Annotated in this window: 16 protein-coding genes and 2 pseudogenes; 10 read left to right on the top strand and 8 right to left on the bottom strand. The window is 68.2% G+C overall.

What is annotated here, in order from left to right; translation table 11 throughout:
- Positions 1 to 517 precede the first annotated feature (517 nt).
- Complete coding sequence (locus tag ABZ297_RS24000) at positions 518 to 1,861, top strand: hypothetical protein (protein WP_355350101.1); 1,344 nt, start codon at positions 518 to 520, stop codon at positions 1,859 to 1,861.
- 332 nt (positions 1,862 to 2,193) lie between these two features.
- Here ABZ297_RS24000 and ABZ297_RS23995 read toward each other — a convergent pair whose 3' ends face one another.
- The gene (locus ABZ297_RS23995) at positions 2,194 to 3,342 is read right to left on the bottom strand and encodes a CU044_5270 family protein (RefSeq protein WP_355350098.1); all 1,149 of its coding nucleotides are present in this window, start codon (positions 3,340 to 3,342) and stop codon (positions 2,194 to 2,196) included.
- Complete coding sequence (locus ABZ297_RS23990) at positions 3,335 to 3,886, bottom strand: RNA polymerase sigma factor (RefSeq protein WP_355350095.1); 552 nt, start codon at positions 3,884 to 3,886, stop codon at positions 3,335 to 3,337. The genes ABZ297_RS23995 and ABZ297_RS23990 overlap by 8 nt, the downstream gene beginning before the upstream one ends.
- 35 nt (positions 3,887 to 3,921) lie before the next feature.
- Between ABZ297_RS23990 and ABZ297_RS23985 the strand changes: the two are divergent.
- Positions 3,922 to 4,293 (top strand): annotated as a pseudogene (locus tag ABZ297_RS23985) (recombinase family protein); the annotation flags it as partial.
- 302 nt (positions 4,294 to 4,595) lie between these two features.
- Here ABZ297_RS23985 and ABZ297_RS23980 read toward each other — a convergent pair.
- Positions 4,596 to 5,987: an MFS transporter gene (locus ABZ297_RS23980; RefSeq protein ID WP_355350092.1), complete on the bottom strand. Its 1,392-nt coding sequence runs from the start codon at positions 5,985 to 5,987 to the stop codon at positions 4,596 to 4,598.
- A 164-nt stretch (positions 5,988 to 6,151) separates the two neighbouring features.
- Between ABZ297_RS23980 and ABZ297_RS23975 the strand changes: the two genes are divergently transcribed.
- Both ABZ297_RS23975 and ABZ297_RS23970 read left to right on the top strand, forming a co-directional pair.
- Positions 6,152 to 6,334: a transposase gene (locus tag ABZ297_RS23975; RefSeq protein ID WP_355350089.1), complete on the top strand. Its 183-nt coding sequence runs from the start codon at positions 6,152 to 6,154 to the stop codon at positions 6,332 to 6,334.
- 157 nt (positions 6,335 to 6,491) lie between these two features.
- Positions 6,492 to 7,316 (top strand): GNAT family N-acetyltransferase, encoded by an 825-nt coding sequence (locus tag ABZ297_RS23970; RefSeq protein WP_355350086.1) that lies wholly within the window; start codon positions 6,492 to 6,494, stop codon positions 7,314 to 7,316.
- A gap of 376 nt (positions 7,317 to 7,692) precedes the next feature.
- On the opposite strand, the gene ABZ297_RS23965 is transcribed toward ABZ297_RS23970, so the two are convergent.
- From ABZ297_RS23965 to ABZ297_RS23945, 5 genes and pseudogenes are all read right to left on the bottom strand, one after another.
- Positions 7,693 to 8,583 (bottom strand): hypothetical protein, encoded by an 891-nt coding sequence (locus tag ABZ297_RS23965; protein ID WP_355350083.1) that lies wholly within the window; start codon positions 8,581 to 8,583, stop codon positions 7,693 to 7,695.
- A 23-nt stretch (positions 8,584 to 8,606) separates the two neighbouring features.
- A complete protein-coding gene (locus tag ABZ297_RS23960; RefSeq protein WP_355350197.1) occupies positions 8,607 to 9,128 on the bottom strand; it encodes a SigE family RNA polymerase sigma factor in 522 nt (173 codons plus the stop codon).
- Between the two features lie 300 nt (positions 9,129 to 9,428).
- A pseudogene (locus tag ABZ297_RS23955) lies at positions 9,429 to 9,515 on the bottom strand (hypothetical protein); the annotation flags it as partial.
- 116 nt (positions 9,516 to 9,631) lie between these two features.
- Complete coding sequence (locus ABZ297_RS23950) at positions 9,632 to 9,889, bottom strand: hypothetical protein (RefSeq protein ID WP_355350080.1); 258 nt, start codon at positions 9,887 to 9,889, stop codon at positions 9,632 to 9,634.
- 160 nt (positions 9,890 to 10,049) lie between these two features.
- The gene (locus ABZ297_RS23945) at positions 10,050 to 11,528 is read right to left on the bottom strand and encodes an MFS transporter (RefSeq protein WP_355350077.1); all 1,479 of its coding nucleotides are present in this window, start codon (positions 11,526 to 11,528) and stop codon (positions 10,050 to 10,052) included.
- Positions 11,529 to 11,612: 84 nt separating this feature from the next.
- On the opposite strand from ABZ297_RS23945, the gene ABZ297_RS23940 reads away from it, so the two are divergent.
- The 6 genes from ABZ297_RS23940 to ABZ297_RS23915 all read left to right on the top strand — a co-directional run.
- Positions 11,613 to 12,002 carry a helix-turn-helix domain-containing protein gene (locus tag ABZ297_RS23940; protein WP_355350074.1) on the top strand — a complete coding sequence of 130 codons (390 nt, stop codon included), beginning with the start codon at positions 11,613 to 11,615 and terminating at the stop codon, positions 12,000 to 12,002.
- Positions 12,003 to 12,101: 99 nt separating this feature from the next.
- A complete protein-coding gene (locus ABZ297_RS23935) occupies positions 12,102 to 12,323 on the top strand; it encodes a hypothetical protein (protein ID WP_355350071.1) in 222 nt (73 codons plus the stop codon).
- Complete coding sequence (locus ABZ297_RS23930; RefSeq protein WP_355350068.1) at positions 12,311 to 12,559, top strand: hypothetical protein; 249 nt, start codon at positions 12,311 to 12,313, stop codon at positions 12,557 to 12,559. The genes ABZ297_RS23935 and ABZ297_RS23930 overlap by 13 nt, the downstream gene beginning before the upstream one ends.
- A gap of 369 nt (positions 12,560 to 12,928) precedes the next feature.
- Positions 12,929 to 13,120, top strand: a complete 192-nt coding sequence (rpmF, locus tag ABZ297_RS23925; RefSeq protein WP_355350065.1) for a 50S ribosomal protein L32 — start codon at positions 12,929 to 12,931, stop codon at positions 13,118 to 13,120.
- A 29-nt stretch (positions 13,121 to 13,149) separates the two neighbouring features.
- Positions 13,150 to 14,235: a radical SAM protein gene (locus ABZ297_RS23920; protein ID WP_355350062.1), complete on the top strand. Its 1,086-nt coding sequence runs from the start codon at positions 13,150 to 13,152 to the stop codon at positions 14,233 to 14,235.
- Positions 14,236 to 14,262: 27 nt separating this feature from the next.
- Positions 14,263 to 16,246, top strand: a 1,984-nt coding sequence (locus ABZ297_RS23915; RefSeq protein WP_355350059.1) for an ATP-binding cassette domain-containing protein, incomplete at its 3' end; no start/stop codon positions are given.

Here is a 16,246-nt window from a genome sequence, read left to right as displayed (position 1 = left end):
AAGATCCCCGAGCCGCCATGATTTCCAGACATTCAAACAGAAACCACAACGGTCACCACCGACCCATCTCGGAGCCGGACATCCCGCCCACGCACGTCATCCCCGGTACGGCTGGAAATCGGCCCATCTCAGGGACGACCGCGGCGCCGGGTCAAGGCCGGGGTGGCCTGGCGTACGGCGGCCCGCAGTCCGGACCGGCTCCGGCCCAGGTGCGCGACGCGCGCATCAGCATCGACCCGCCCCCAGATGAGGGCGTGTTCACACCAACCCGTCCCGGGCCATGATGCCGATGGCTCAACCGCCGTCGTTATACCCCCCCTCGGCTGGTGGACGTCAGGCTGTCTAGCTAGTGATTCGCCGATACCGATCACGACTGATCTGTCGCTTCGGAACGCCGTTCGTGAGGTTCTGTGGCTTGACGTTGTCAGACGGCCCTCGACCTGGATTACGCAAGGTCAGGCAAGAGCCCCTCCGCGGCACGGGGAACCCGCACATGGAAGATCGCGTCAAAGCCTGCATGAGATCCATTCGCGTGCTCCTGGCGGCTGCCCTCATCGTCCTGGGCGCCGGATGCGGTGGCGACGTGGCGGCCTCTGCGGCGCTGCTTCTGCCGGAGCAGCCAGGAGATCTCCATCTGGAGCAGATCGTCACATCGGACGCCGAGCAGAATCCGATCACGGCGTACGCGGAAGGTGACGCACCCGGCGACAGGACGCTGGCCGTCCTGGTAACAGAGTCGGAGGACTGGGACCAGCCGTACGTTGGAAAGCCGGTCAAGCTGGACAAGCACGAGGCGACCATGGGCGGATCGGGACGGCACCGCTGGATCACCTGGCCGGTAAAGACGAGCCAGGACTTCGAGTCGTTCGCGGTGCTGGGCCACGGGTTGTCGGACGCCGAGCTGACCAGGGCTGCCAACGGAGTGGCAGACGATCTGCGGCAGCCCCGGATCGACGCCGCGCATCTGCCGCAGGGACTGGGCCTCGTCAAGACCGGTTCGCTGCCGATCGGCAACTGGCGGGCGGAACTCGGCGGAACGGAGCAGGTCTGGACCAACCGACAGGCGCGCGCCAGAGTCTCCGTCAGCCAGTTGCCCGGCGATGCCGGCATGGAGATTCTCGCCGGCGCCACGGTCAGGGGAGAGCTTCGAGAGATCCGCGGCACCACCGGCCTGGCGGGTGGCGACCTGCTGTCCAGCGGATCGCTCAGCATGGACTGGGTGCACCAGGACCGGGCCCTCATGACGCCCAAAGTCCGGCTCTGGCGGGAGAACGGTGTGATCGTCAAGGTGTCCGCACTGGGGCTGGCCGACCACGTGGTGGACGCGTTCGTACGAGGTCTGCGCCCGGTCGGCCCTGAAGCCGTCGAGCGGGCGCGTGGCCAGATCCTCGAGTACCCTCCCGATCTTCTGTTCCCGCCTGTCGACGATGAGAACCGTCCGTTGCGTGTCGTCACGCACGGCAGGAACGTCGAACGGGCCTGGGCTATGAGCGCCGGACTGCAGAAGGGAACCTTCACGTCCGCGCTCCGCGTGCTCTCCCGCGGGGCCGAGATCGTGGATGGCGGCGGCGGGACCTTCGACTGGAAGCCGGAGTACGGCCGGGTGCCGCTGACGATCATGCGTGACGTGCTGGAGCTCGACCTGCCCAGCGACAACGTCCTCATCGGCTTCGCGGGGACCGGAGTACGGAAGGTGCGCATCAGCTACTCGGACGGCACCTCGGCAGAGCTTCCGCTCGGCCCGGCGGGCGGTCCAGGCGGCGTCCGCTGGTTCTCTACCGAGGTAAAGTCCCGCTCGTTCAAGCTCTCCGCCGAGATGAAGGACGGAGAGGTCACCGACACCGTACGGCGCATCCCCTGAGAGGCCTGATCACAGGTATCGGTCAGGGAGTGCCTCTCCGGATTCGCGGTGGAACATCGTCCCGGTCACATGGGCGTAGACGTGTTGCGCGCTGAAGGCCGCTCAGCAGCAGCGCGAGGAGGCCATCACAGCCGCCGCCGTGGCGCAGGCTCCCTGCGCCGCAGCTGCGTCAGCAGGTCAGCGATCCGTGCGGAGGGTTGAAGCTCGCTCCGCGTGGTCGATGGGCACCTGGACGCCGAGGGTTACGAGCATCCGAACGAAAGGTCGCGTAAGTGCGCCGGGCCAAGGCGGCTTGGCGTGGATGGCCGGAGGCGGGGTGCCTCCGGCCATGATCATGGAATGGGCCGGTCGCTGAGCCTGCAGCTACGAGGCCGATCCGGCCTGTCGTTGGTCCAGCCCGCCTCGGAGGCCCATGCCGTGTAGTCCAGGTACGTGCCCTTGGCGAGCCCTTCGGTGCTCTCGTCCGCGATCCCGGCCTCGGGTGCCAAGACGGTGCCGGTCCTGGGGTCGAGGATGGTGGTGTACCGCTCGGCCACCTCGTCGTCCGCGCCGAACTCGGCGAAGAATCTCTCACTCTTGATGAAGGCGACCGCAAGGCCTGGACGCCCGAGCGGGTCGATGATCGTTCCGCCTACCTTGGTCGTCGGCAGTCCGGCCAGGAGCCGGAGGGCGGCCGCCCGTACCGCGGGGCTGACCGGCATCCCGAGCAGCGCCGACGAACGGGGCAGGAACTCCTCGAAGCTCTGACGATCCGGGTTCGCCTGCCAGTAGCTGCGCAGCTTCTCCCGCAGCCCATCGACGTCGGCGGGCAGTGCCGCGAGATCGGCGAGCGTGAGGGCACCCAACCGCCGGTCGGCGAACACGCCGCCCGGTTCGACGGCACGCGTATACACGCATTTGGAGGGCTCGCTGGAAACCCGTACCTTCCCACAATCCTTGGCAGGCGTGCCCGGAGTGCACACTCGCTGGGCCACCGACGGGGAGTCGGCCGCCCTCCAGAGGCGTTCGTCGGCGGGGGTGGCGGGGCGCACGTACTCCTGCCGCATCCGTGCCTGGACAGGATCGTGCGGATCGCGGGGCTGCCACAGATCGACACGGGAGACGGACAGTACGTTGAACGTCTCGTCCCCGGCCTTCACCCGAATCAGCCCGCTATTGAGCAGCGGCCTGCGCCAGTACGCACCGGTCTGATCCGGGAGGCGGCCCACATTGTCCGCGAGCCGAAGCAGGGCGTCGTTGCCGCGGGGAGGCGCGATCACCGGTACGGGCACCGGCGCCAGGCTCGACACCAAGGCGATGACGGCGGTGATGACGGCGACGGTCGCCACAGCGGTCCATCCCCAGAAGGCATGGCGGCGCCTGACGTGCCGCACGGGCCTGCCCATGGTTGCCGACAGCCGGGTGCGGGCCCTGTCGACCACCTCCTGTGACGGCGGCGGCGCGTCGGGAAGAGACCTGGCCAGCAGGTCGAACTCATCCATGATTGTCCTCCAGAGGATTGACGTCGCCGAGCGCCTTGCGGAGTTGTTTACGGGCGCGGTTGAGGCGGGACGCGACCGTGCCGACCGGGATGTTCAGGGCGGCGGCGACCTCGGCGTGGCTGAGGCCGCCCAATGCGTGGAGGAGGACGACGTCACGGTCCCTGCGGTTGAGCCCGGCCAGCGCTCCCGCCAGCCTGCCGGTCAGATCGCTCGCCGCCACCCGTGTCAGGGTCGCGTCCTCATGGCTGTGCTCCGGCCGCTGCGCCGTTCGGCTGAGAGCCTTCCATTTGCGCATCTCGCTGCGGTTGTGCCGCGAGATGAGATGCGTGGCGATCCCGTACAACCAGGGTCGCACCGCGCCGCGCGAGGCGTCGTAACCTTTCGGGTACGCGGCCAGGAAGACCTCGGCGGCCAGATCGTCGGCGACGTCTTCGGACAGCCGCCTGGCGATGTAGCGGTGGATTTCCGCGAAGTGTGTGGTGAAGATTTCCTCCCAGTCGGCCCGGAGATCGGGCGGGTCGGTGAGGTCGGGTGGTGTAGCCATGCAGGCAACTCCGCTGGGGTCGGGTGATGCTGTAGGTGCTGAACAACCTCTTGTTGCCCGAAGCCTCGCAGTGCTTTCACGCGGCGGCCGTGACCAGGGAACGTCAGTCGTTCTCGCGCGGGCGCTCATCAATCGCCCGGTGCAGCACCGCCCAGCAGGAGCTGCAAAGCCAGCTCGACGCCCTGACGGCCGCGGGTTGCGACCCGATCTTCTCGGAGAAGATCAGCACTCGGGTCAAGGTGCGGCCGGAGTTCGCCAAGGCGATCGACTTCGCCCGTACGATCAAGCAGGCCGTCCCGCATCAGCGGGTGATCTTCACGGTGCATGAGATGAAGCGCCTGGGGCGGGGCGCGGCCGAGCTGCTGACCATCGCCGAGGAGCTGCGGCGGGCCGATATCCAGCTGGAGTTACTTACCGGCCCGTTGCCGGGCGTGTACGACCCGAGCGGGCACGGGGCCGCGCTGTTCGCGTTCGGTGGCTGCCGGGCTCGGGGTCCACGAGGTCGGAATGGTGCTTTCGCGATAGCGGTAGCGAGTCACCTTGACGCTGGATGCGCCGGTGAACTCGATCCCGTTGTGGGCGATCGTCCAGGTTCCCGGTCGGCAGAACCGGCGGCGCAGTTCGCACTGGTGGGTCGCTACGTCATGCCGGTGATGGTGGAGGTCGATCCCGACACGGCTCCGGCGCCTACCGCACGCCGTACCACTGATCACGCTGATCCCGAGAAGGTACGGCGAGCCACCCCGACGGCACACGCGGCCCCACCCACGAGCAGGACAGCGACCACGACGACGACCCGCACGAGCCCGTCGGCCGAGGAGGGGGCAGCGAAGTAAACGCTCCCGAGCCCGGCGATGGCGGTCACCCCGGCGAGCATGGGCCCGGTGGAGTTCAACGCCGAGATCGCTGACGCCAGCCGTGGTTCGACCAGCGCTGTGATCTGCGCGATCAGCGGGCTGTACCCGGCAGCGTGCCCGGCCCCCGCCAGGAGCAGCAGCGGTATCGCCACGACCGGCTGCCACTGATCGCGGCAGAAGAGCACCAGCAGGCTCGCCCCGCCCGCGAAGGCGATCGGGCCCGCGATCGGCAGGGCGCGCTGCAACCGCTGCGGGAATCGGGTCCAGCTCAAGCTGAGCGCGCCGAACCCCAGGGCGTACGGGACGAACGCCAGCCCCGCGTGAAGCGGCGAAAAGCCTAGCGCGGTCTGGAGGTGCAGGGTGAGGGTGAGCAGGAAGACGGTGTAGCACCCCATGACGGTCCAGCAAGCCACCAGCCCCGGCTTCACCCCGCGCGGCCGTACCGATGCCAGGTCCAGCAGCGGATACCGCGCCCTGGTCTCATACCGGACAAATCCCGCCGTCAGCGCGGCACCGCACGCCAACGAGATCCAGACCCAACCGGGCCAGCCGAGCTCGCGGCCGAAGATCAGCGGGACCGTGATCGCGGCCATGGCGGCGGTCAGGACCGCCACTCCACCCGGATCGAGGCGTGCCTGCCCATCCACGCGGGAGACCGGCAGCAGGCGCGGGCCCACGGCCAGCGCGATCACGCCGATCGGGATGTTGATCAGGAAGACGGGCCGCCAAGACAGGCCGAAGAGGTCGGCGCTGACGACCAGCCCTCCGATGACCTGCCCCAGCGCGACTCCCAGGGCGAGCACCATGCTGTAGAGGCCGATCGCTCTGCGGCGTGCCGTACCCTCCCAGTGCGTCTGGATAAGCGAGAAGATCTGCGGAGTGAGCAGTGCCGCCCCCATGGCCTGCGCGATGCGTGCGAGCACCAGCACGTTCACGTCAGGAGCCAGCCCGCACAGCAGCGATGCGCCGGTGAACCAGCCCAGCCCGAGCAGGAACGCGCGCCGCTGCCCGACGACGTCACCGATCCGCGCGCAGGTGACGAGGAGCACGCCGACGGTCAGCAGGTAGCCCGACACGATCAGCTGGATCGCCGCGCCACCGGCGTGAAGATCATCGCGAATGGTTTCCGCAGCCACTGACACGATCGAGCCGTCCATGGACGCCATGACCTGACCGGTGAGCAGTATGGCGAGCATCCGGCCACGGCGCGCACCCGCCACCGGCGAAGGAGCGAAAGGGATCACGCAGCCAGCATCGGCTGTCCGCACCTGCCCGGTCTTGAAGAAATTTGCACACCGGGCCTGTCGCCGTCTCGATCGTCGGAACCTCCTGACAGCGACGTGAGGCGCCCAGCAGATTCCCGACAGTCAGCTACATAAGCTGACATAAGTCTGGAAGAGGTAGATACGTGACGAGGCGTCGCAGGCAGTTCTCGCTGGAGTTCAAGGAAGAAGCCGTCCGGATGGTGCTGGTGGGCGAGCGGGCGATCGCGTCGGTGGCCCGGGAGTTCGGGATCAACGCCGGCACCCGGGGCAGTTGGGTGAACCGGCATCAGAGGTGTCGCCGGCGTCGTTGTCGTTGCAGCTGGTGAGCGGATGGCCTGAACGGGCGGCAGTGTGCGTGCCACGAGCGTAGGTCCTTGTGTCGTGCGAACTTTGGTCGGTTCAACACGGCAACCTACGCTCGTTCTCTTTTACACCGCATCTCGGACGCGACCCCGCATCATAGACACGATTGGATCAACCATCATGAAGCGCATAACACAACCCATCTATGACGAGAGCGATCTGCTGGCCAGGATGGAGCAGAGCCTTGCCGAACATGCCTGCCATCTGCACCGGCGCATGATGGGCGCGACCGTTGTGGAGGCCGACGACCTCCTGATCGCCGACAGCGGCCTCGACGACGACACCTTCAACATCGTCGCCGCGGCCCGCTTCACCCGCGACAGCGCCCCGGCACGGATCACCGAGACCATCCGGACGCTGGCCGCTACCGGTCGTTCCTTCTCCTGGTGGGTGGGCCCCGCCTCCGCACCGGCGGACCTCAGCGCCCGCCTGTCGACAGCTGGCCTACCCGCCGCCGAACACGAGACGGCCATGTGGGCTGAGCTGACCGACACCCTGCCGCAGCCGCATGCTCCAGGGCTGGACATTCGTCCCGTGTCTACGCCTGAGCAGCTCGCCGACTACGCCATGGTCCTTGCTGCCAACTGGGACCCGCCTGCCGGCACCGTCCGTCGCTTCTTCGCCCAGGCCGCTACGCAGGCGCTCGCTGCCGACTGTCCCGCGCGGTATCTGGTCGGCTACGTGGATGGCCGTCCGGTTTGCTCGGCTGAGGTCTTCCACCACGCGGGAGTTGCCGGGATCTACAACATCAGCACCCTGGCCACGCACCGCCGACGCGGCTATGGCGGCGCCATCACTCTCGCTGCGCTTCACACGGCCCGAAGCCGCAACCACCGCATCGCTGTCCTGCAGGCATCCGCCGACGGCGAACCTGTCTACCGTCGTCTGGGTTTCCGTGCCTGCGGCCAGTTCACCGAGCACGCCATCCCGGGGTGTCAACGGTGAGTGACGTGGAGCGAGTCATCTCCGCCATGTTCGGTGGCGTGACTGAGCAGACCCTCTTCACGGCTCCCCTGTCCATGTTCCGCATCTGATCACAGCATCAACACAGCGGCCCTCAGACCAGGAGACTCAGGGTTTCAGGTGGCTTCCCAGGCCCTCAGCTGCCGCTCGGGCCCTCGCCATTGTCGCCGCCGCCGGAGGGGAGCTCCTCGATGCCGCCCATGCAGTCGTCCGCGGTGCGGCGCAGAATGAGGACCTGTCCGTCGTGGTGGACGACGGCGCCCCTTTCGGGGCCGCCATGGGCCCGCCCAGACCCGCTCCCTGGCGGGAACGGGCCTGGGCTCCGGGAGGGTGCCGGTCATCAGGGCGCTTCGGCCGGTTACTTGGTGACCTCGTCCGGGGACGGTTCCTTCTTGAGCTGGTCCGGGGACACTCTCTTCACGTCGGCCGGGGAGTCTCCCTCCTTGGACTTGGCCGCAGACCCCTTGTCCACCTTGACGGACGGTTCCTGCCGGATCTGGTCAGCCGGCGGGGCTTCGACCTCGACCGAGGTGCCGTAGTCGCTGAATTCCGTGACGATACGGTGTCCGTCTTCGAAGATGATTTCCAGCTTGCGGACCTGGCTCTGATCGTCCACGTCCACGACGCCTTCCAGATCGGCGTCCTTGCTCTCCCGAGCCGCCGGGCCCGAATCCTTGAGAGAGAAGGTGAACCGCTTTCCGGTCCATCCCGTGCCGGAGGCGGGGCCGCTCTCCTTGACGTCCGTGGCCGAGCGCAGTCGCCCCAGAGCCTGGTCGGGGTTGAGCGCGCCCAGCTTGATCACGGCGACAGCCGGCGACGCGTTGGCCAACGCCACCTCGGGGCGCGGATAGGCGGCCCACGTCCCGGTCTCGGGGTTACGGCTGTACATCTTGTCGCCGACGAAGCGGGTCTCGTCCCCCTCCGCCGCGTTGGTGATGACGCCCACTTGGCGTACGGGATCGATGGCACCCTCCCACTTCCTGTTCCCGATGGTTTCGTGGAAGCGGAAGCTGGACTGGGAGGTGGCGTCGACCGCGGCGATCATCGCGGCCTGTGCGAAAGGCTGACTCGCCGGCAGGCTCAGCACGGCCGTGCCGACCACCGCGGCCAAGCCCAGGCCGGCGATGGCCGGGACCAGCACGCGCGCCCGCCTCCGTCGGGGCGCCCGCACCGCCGGCATGAGCCGCACGCTCGCCGGCACGTCCTCGGTGGCCCTGGTGAGCAGTACGCGGAGTTCTTGTTCCTTCATGAGAGGCTCCTCGTGTGGGTTCGTCACTGGATGCCACTCCCCTTCTGCTCGATTTGGTTGACCAGCACGTCAGGCGGGATCAACTGCCGCATGGCGCGCAGTCCCCGGTGCGTGTGGGTCTTGACCGTGCCGACCGAGCAGCCCATCAGTTCGGCGACCTCCGCCTCCGGGAGGTCCACGAAGAATCTCAGTACCAGCGCCGTACGCTGCTTGGCCGGGAGCTTCGCCAGTGCCTGACGTACGTCCTCGGCCACCGCTCCTGCCTCGCCCATGTCGGCGGCGCCCGCCCCGTCGGGCAGGTCGGCGCGCGGGATCTCGCGCCGCCAGCGGGCCCGCCACCAGGATCGGTGGGTGTTCACCAGGATGCGGCGCAGGTAGGCGTCCGGCCCGCTGCTGGTGTCCAGGCGGTGCCAGACCTTGTACAGCTTGCCGAGGCTGGTCTGGACCAGGTCCTCGGCCGAGTGCCAGTCCCCGGTTAACAGGACCGCCGTTTTCAGATGGTGTTCGCCTCGATGCCGTACGAACTCCGCGAACTCAGCATCCACCCCGTCTCCTCTCGTCAGCGACAAGCCACCCCTGACACTCCTTGAACCCCGCTCCAGGTTGACCCGCCCTTGGAGGGAAAGGAACGCGGGACTCGTCACAGGCCTCGTGGCGAGGAGGAGTTCCACGGCGCCGGCCCCGAGCATGAGCGGTTGGCCCGCCCGCAACATCCCGGTCGTCGGCAGACGGGGCGCGGCGGGGCCGGGCCAATCGAGCCACAGCACGGCATCCGGCTCCGCCCCGACCGTGTCCGTCTCTGCGTAGCAGTCCTCTACCGGACCGGGATGCGGGGTCTCCGGCGCCAGCCGGTACTCCACCGATACCACGGCCGCGCCCACCTCCTGGGCCATGTCAAGCATCTCCGGGACCTGCGACCGGTTGTCGCCCATGACCATGCCACCGCCGTGGATGTGATAGATCACCGGAACAGGCACAGCCGCCGCCGGACGGCAGATCAGCAGGCTCGCCTGTGGCGGCCGTCGCCGCCACCAACCGATCAGGTGGATCACGTCAGCCGCAGGCCCCGGCTCCCCGTGGTATGCGCGAAAGGGACGGGCCGCGCCCGTCTCTCCCGCCTCTTCTGGTCGAGAACGTCACTGAGCACATTTCGGACGGCCTTCGCGACCCGGTCGGGTACGTCTGCCTTCGGCAGCGCCCACACCTCCACCGCGATCCCGGTCCGTGACGACCATTCCTTGAGCTCTTCCTCAACGGCCCGGGCGAGCGCCGTCCGTGCGGCCAGCCGGGATTCCTCCCAAGACATGCGTCCTCCTTGCACTCGGCGTCGCGTCGCCAGATCGAGCCGCAGAAGCCTCGCGGCCGACGGCTCGCACGATTCCGCCGTTTGACTGGTTGAGCGATGGCGGTCCCGTTCAAGACCGCTCGGGCCGGTTGGACCGGCACCGGCACTGTTGGCCTCCGTATCAGTTCCGCCATCCGGCCCCTGCGGCATCCGATGATGTCCCGCTCTCGGACGGTCGCGGTGGGAGTGCCTTGGGCGACGACAGTACGGCGGCCGCAAGGAGGAAAGCAGCGACGAGGAGCCCGGCCGCGACACCGAAGGCCAGGCGGTAGCCGTAGGTAAGAGCTGCAGCGGTGCTCTCGGCGCCGGGAAGCAGGCTCTGCGCGTGTGAGCTGGCGAGGGTGGCCAGCGCCGCGACGCCGAGGGCACCCCCGATCTGCTGGGTGGTGTTGAGCAGTCCAGAGGCCAGACCCGAATCGCTGGGTGTGGCACCCGACATGGCCAGTCCGATGACCGCCGGAAGCGCCAGGCCCGCGCCGACCCCGAGCAGGACCACGGCCGGGAGGACGTCCACGGTGTAGATGGCGTGCAGGGGAAGGCGGGCGAGCAGCAGGAGAGCGGCCACAGTGGATACCAGGCCGGCCAGCAGCACTGTGCGGCCGCCGAAGCGGGTCATGAGCCGCGCGGACAAGCCGAGTGAGATCACCGCGATCACGATGGGACCAGGCAGGTACGCCAGGCCGGTTTCGAGGGCGCTGTATCGGTTGACCGATTGGAGGTACAAGGCCAGAAGGAACTGAAACCCGAACAGGGCGGCCACGAAGAGGATCTGGACGACGTTGGCCCCCCAGAGGTGGCGCGACCGGAAGAGACGCAGCGGTAGCAGCGGGCTGCTCGCCTTCGCCTGCCGCAGGACGAACCCCGCGAGCAGGACGATCGACACAGCGCCGAAGCCGGGTGTGTGGGCCGAGCCCCAGCCGTGTTCCTCAGCCTTGTTGATGGTGTAGACGAGCAGCATCAGCCCTGACGTGACCAGGAACGCGCCGAGCAGGTCGGCTCCCCCGCCGAACCCGAGCCCGTGGTCAGGTTGGAACAGGCGCGCGGCCAGGGCCACGATGACGATCCCGATGGGGACGTTGATGTAGAAGATCGAATACCAGCCGACGGCCTGGGTGAGGACTCCTCCGGCGATGACGCCGATCGAGCCCCCGGCCGCGGCCACGAAGCTGAAGATACCGATCGCCTTGGCCTGTTCGCGCGGCTCGGTGAACATCGTCACGATCATGCCCAAGGTGACGGCGCTGGCCATGGCACCGCCGACGCCCTGGAGGAACCGTCCGGCGATCAGCATTTCCTGGCTTCCTGACAGGCCGCAGAGTAGTGAGGCCGCGGTGAATGCCGTGACGCCGGTCAGGAACATGCGTTTGCGGCCGACGAGGTCGCCGAGCCGCCCGGACAGCAGGAGCAGGCCACCGAATGCGATCATGTAGGCGTTGACGAGCCAGGAAAGACTGGTCTGGGAGAAGCGCAGGGCTGAGCCGATGGTGGGCAGCGCTACGGTGACGATGCTCCCGTCGAGGACGATCATCAGTGTTCCCGCGCAGAGCACGTACAGCGCCGGCCAGCGCATGTGGTCGGCTCGATTGGCCGTCTCGCTCAAGGGTCACCTTCATTCCTAGGTAGATGACTTGTTACTGGGGCCATCATTTGTGACCATGGAGGCCTAGCGGAAGAAGGCACATTCATGGTCCAGAGGAACACCGATGTATCCGCGCAGGTCCACGACTCGCACGACTCGGCGGCCTGCACGATGCTGGAGGTCCTCGACCGGGTCAGCGGCAAGTGGGCCATCGGGATCCTGCTCGCGACCGCGCACGGCCCGGTGCGATTCACGGAGCTGGAGCGGACGATCAAGGGCATCAGCCGGCGCATGCTGACGCTCACCCTGCGCAATCTGGAGCGTGACGGCCTGCTCGTCAGGACCGTCTATCCGACGGTGCCGCCCAAGGTCGAGTACACCGCCACCGACATCGCGCTGGAACTGTACGAATCCCTGGCATCGCTCACCTCGTGGGCGGAGCGGCACCGCTCCGCGATCGCCGCCGCGCGCGACGCCTACGACCGCAGCGTGTAGGCGTAGGTCGCCGCCTCCGGTGCTGCGCCGACTTCGTCAAGAAAATGACAAGTTGGTTGAGCGAGATGCCCGAACTCCCGCGCGCTCACCATGCCGCCCATGGTGCTGTACGTCGGCACCCGGCCCGCGTTCCTGCTCTCCTGGCACCGGACCAAAGCCGACGACGTCATTCAGTGGTGGGGCAAGGTGGCCGTCATGCTCACCGGCGCATCCGGCGATGAGCCCAGCGTGGGCTACCGGTGGGTGGACTCCTCGAACCTGAAGAAGCTCGACGGGGTCGACTACAGCGGAGTGCCGACCATGGAACGGTGCGACGGCTAGCTAGCCGCAGCACTCTCCGCAGGAAACTGATACGCCGGCTCGGCGTGCACAAGGTCGTCGTCACCAGCCTGCTCATCGGCATGGTGGGAGTGCTGCTGCTGTCGGCCGCCACCTCGGCCGGAGCGATCTTCCCCCTGCTGTTCATCGGCATGGTACTCACCCGCGCCGGAGTCGCCCGACTATTCGGGTTCGAACTCGTAGGAGGTCCTTGTTACGATGGGTGCCATGGAGATTGAGGTCGACAGAATCTAGCCACCGAACTGCCGGTGGCTTTCATCCGTGTGGGCGAGGCCCACGCCGGTGAATGACCGTTCTCCCAGCGCAGCAGTGTGAGTCCGCCCGTCCGAGGCGTTGACACCTCTGCGTGAAACTTGCCGGCACGTTCGCATCGCACCGACCTCGGTTCCTGGTTTGTGCCTGCGGACGCGCGCGACTTCGATCCTCCCCGTGCATCCATCCATCGCCCAGCACTCGGGCAGCGGCCCAGCGCCGCAGGCAGATGGCGCCCTGGCAGCCCTGATCGAATCTCTCGCCGCAGTGACTCACGGCCCGTGGTCGGTTGTCCCGCCAGTTCCGTTGGCGTTCGAAACCACTCACGAAAGGCCATGGCCATGCAGCACCGCACGTCGCGTTCCCGCGCCCGTCACCGTCGCGCTCACTGGAAGACGAGCGCCCCGGCGCTCACCACCTGCGCGAACCCCGCCTGCGGCAAGCCCACCCCGCCGCACCGCGCATGCCAGCACTGCGGCGTCTACCGGGGCCGTGAGGTCTTGCCTCCGACGGGCGGTGACACGTGAGCACTGTCCTGACCACAAGGAGCCGCTGGATGCGCATTCGCGACCATCTCGCACAGACCGGTGCGCCTGCGTTCCGCTTTGGTCAGCTCATCGCCGCGTGGCAGAGCTCGACGGCCGAGACCTTCGCCGACGTTCACGCGCTGCCGACCGGCCTGCGTGCCGATCTCGCGGAACGATTCGGTTCACGGCTGCACCCCCTGACCCCGCTGGAAGTCCAACGAGACGAACAGGTTGAGAAGGTGCTGTTCGCTTCCGAACGCGGCGCCCGCATCGAGACCGTCGTGTCTCACTATCGAGCCGGATGGGACTCCATGTGCATCTCGTCGCAGGCCGGGTGCGGCCTGGGCTGCACCTTCTGTGCCACCGGCGCGGTGGGCCTGGTCCGCAACCTCACTGCCGACGAGATCGTCGCCCAGGTGATGCACCCGCACTGGACCCGCGAAGGGCTGGCCCGACCCGCGAGTGTCGCGTTCATGGGGATGGGAGAGGCGCTCGCCAACCCTCACGTGTTCGACGCGCTCACCCTGCTGACCGACGCGGGCTATGCGGGGATGTCCGCACGACGGGTGACCGTGTCCACCGTGGGGTTCGCGCCGAACCTCATCCGCCTGGTCGACGAGCACCCACAGGTGACGGTCACCCTGTCCGTGCACTCACCGTTCGCGCAGGAGCGTGCCCGCATCATCCCGCTCGAGGAGCGCTTCCCGCTCGCGCAGAGCCTCGGCATCCTCGACCGGCACGTCGCCACGAGCCGCCGAAAGGTCTACCTCGCCTATCTGCTCATCGCCGGCGTCAACGACAGCGACGACCATCTCGCTGCCGTCGCCGAACTGGTCCGTGCGCGGTCTCGGCCCGAGCTGTTCCACGTCAGCGTCATCCGCTACAACGAGGCGGCACAAGCGCCACCGGACTACCGAGCCCCGTCCTCCATCCGAGTAGACGAGTTCGTGCGCGGGCTGACCGTGCGCGGCGTGCACGCGACAAGGCGACGGCAGTTCGGCACCGGCATTGATGCCGCTTGCGGTCAGCTCCACGCCAAGTACCTCGCGGCGGACCCCACGAGCGCCGCTCCCGTCAACACCGAACTGATCCCCGTCACACCCCTCCGCAGCTGACGGGGAGAAGGAAGAGAAACATCACCCATGTCCACGAAGTCCGCCATCACTTTCCGCGATCTGACCTTCGAATGGCCAGACGGCACGGTTGCAGTGTCCGGCGTCAACGGCACCTTCAGCACCGGACGCACCGGCTTGATCGGGCGCAACGGTGCCGGGAAGTCGACGCTGCTGCGGCTGATCGCAGGCATCCTGCGGCCGACCGTCGGCCAGATCGACACCATCGGCGAGGTCGGCTACCTGCCTCAGACGCTCACGCTCCGGCAGGAGGCGACGCTCGCCGAGCTCCTCGGGATCGATGGGATCATCGCCGCGATGAGGGCCATCGAGTCCGGCGACGTCGACGAGCGCCACTTCGACACGATCGGCGATGACTGGGACATCGAGTCCCGCGCCGACGAAGCCCTCCATCAGATCGGATTCACCGCCGGAGACCTCGACCGCCGCGTGGCCGAGGTCTCCGGCGGAGAGGCGATGCTCATCGCCATCACCGGGCTGCGCCTCCGCCGCACTCCGATCACCCTGCTCGACGAGCCCACGAACAACCTCGACCGGCCTACCCGCGCCAAGCTCGCCGACTTCGTCGACCAGTGGCCGGGGACCCTCGTCGTGGTCAGCCACGACCTCGAGCTGCTGGAGCACGTGGAGAACACCACCGAGCTCTACGGCGGCATCCTCGACACCTTCGGCGGCCCTTACAGCGCCTGGAAGAAATACCAGGGGCAAGAGCAGGCGGCGGCGGTCCAAGCCGCACGGTCGGCCCAGCAGGCGCTCAAGGTCGAGAAGCGGCAGCGCGTCGAGGCGGAGACGAAGCTGGCGCGCAGGGAGGGGAGGGAGGGAAGCATGGAGTCGCTCGTCTCGACAGTGGTGGGCCGGGATGGCGTCCATGGGGAGCTGTCCGCGTTCATGACGGCCACCGGGGGGCGCGCCCTCATCCTCAGAGGCGAGACCGGGGTCGGCAAGAGCGCCCTGCTCGACCACGTGGCCGGCCTCGCGGCCACGGAGAACCACCGGGTGATCCGCGCCGCCGGGGTCGAGGCGGAGGCGGAGCTGCCCTTCGCCGGCCTGCACCAGGTGCTGTACTCGCTGCTGCCCCACGCGGCCGGGCTCGACGAAGGCCACCGTGCCGTCTTCGACGTCGTCTTCGGGCTGCGCGAGGGCAAGGCGCCGTCGGTCATGTCCGTCGGCATCGCCGCCCTCGACCTGCTGTCCTTGGTCGCGTCGGAGAAACCGCTGGTGCTGTTGCTCGACGACGGTCAGTGGATGGACGCCTCCAGCTCCGAGGTGTGCGGGTTCGTGGGGCGCCGGCTCACCGGCAGTTCTGTGAAGATGCTCATCGCCGTACGGTCCGACGTCGGCTCCCGGTTCGACACGGCCGCTCTTCCCGAGCTCCCCGTGGCGGCCCTGTCGGAGGAGGCCGCTGGGCAACTGCTGGACATGCGCCATCCCCAGCTCGACACGCAGACCCGGCACATCGTCCTGGAGCACGCCATGGGCAACCCCCTGGCTCTTTTGGAGCTGCCCACCTACCTGAACGGCGGCCACACCGGCCGCACGGCAGAAGAACTCCTCGGACTCGGCAACATCCCGCTGTCGCGCCGTCTCCAGCACGTCTACGGCATCCGCATCGAACGACTGCCCGGTCCCGTACGCGAGGAACTGCTGCGCGGCGCCCTCGACGGCGTCGGCGCGGGACCGGGCGACAACCGCGCTCCCGGCGCCCGCTACCGCATGCGCGAGGCCGACGAAGCGGTCGCGGCGGGCCTCCTGGACACCGACCCCACCACCGGCGACCTCGTCTTCAGGCACCCGCTGATCCGCACCACCGTCGTTCAGCTGGCGACCCCCAACCAGCGTCGCGCGGCACACGCCGAGCTCGCGCGGGTGCACCGCCACGACGTCGAGCGGCGCGCCCGCCACCTGGCGGCCTCGATCGTGGATCCCGACGAGGAGGTGGCAGCCGCGCTGGAGGCCGCGGCCGACTCGGCGTCCCGGCGCGGCGGCGCGGTCG

It is taken from the genome of Nonomuraea sp. NPDC005983, assembly GCF_040614375.1.
In the GTDB taxonomy this organism is placed as follows: Bacteria; Actinomycetota; Actinomycetes; order Streptosporangiales; family Streptosporangiaceae; genus Nonomuraea.
This window is presented reverse-complemented; position numbering and strand designations above follow the sequence as displayed.

What these genes read in the sequence shown, in the direction of transcription:
- ABZ297_RS24000 (WP_355350101.1), top strand. Translation starts at nt 518, where the DNA reads ATGAGATCCATTCGCGTGCTCCTGGCGGCTGCCCTCATCGTCCTGGGC.
- ABZ297_RS23995 (WP_355350098.1), bottom strand. Translation starts at nt 3,342, where the DNA reads ATGGATGAGTTCGACCTGCTGGCCAGGTCTCTTCCCGACGCGCCGCCG.
- ABZ297_RS23990 (WP_355350095.1), bottom strand. Translation starts at nt 3,886, where the DNA reads ATGGCTACACCACCCGACCTCACCGACCCGCCCGATCTCCGGGCCGAC.
- ABZ297_RS23970 (WP_355350086.1), top strand. Translation starts at nt 6,492, where the DNA reads ATGAAGCGCATAACACAACCCATCTATGACGAGAGCGATCTGCTGGCC.
- ABZ297_RS23965 (WP_355350083.1), bottom strand. Translation starts at nt 8,583, where the DNA reads ATGAAGGAACAAGAACTCCGCGTACTGCTCACCAGGGCCACCGAGGAC.
- ABZ297_RS23950 (WP_355350080.1), bottom strand. Translation starts at nt 9,889, where the DNA reads ATGTCTTGGGAGGAATCCCGGCTGGCCGCACGGACGGCGCTCGCCCGG.
- ABZ297_RS23940 (WP_355350074.1), top strand. Translation starts at nt 11,613, where the DNA reads ATGGTCCAGAGGAACACCGATGTATCCGCGCAGGTCCACGACTCGCAC.
- ABZ297_RS23935 (WP_355350071.1), top strand. Translation starts at nt 12,102, where the DNA reads ATGGTGCTGTACGTCGGCACCCGGCCCGCGTTCCTGCTCTCCTGGCAC.
- rpmF (WP_355350065.1), top strand. Translation starts at nt 12,929, where the DNA reads ATGGCCATGCAGCACCGCACGTCGCGTTCCCGCGCCCGTCACCGTCGC.
- ABZ297_RS23920 (WP_355350062.1), top strand. Translation starts at nt 13,150, where the DNA reads ATGCGCATTCGCGACCATCTCGCACAGACCGGTGCGCCTGCGTTCCGC.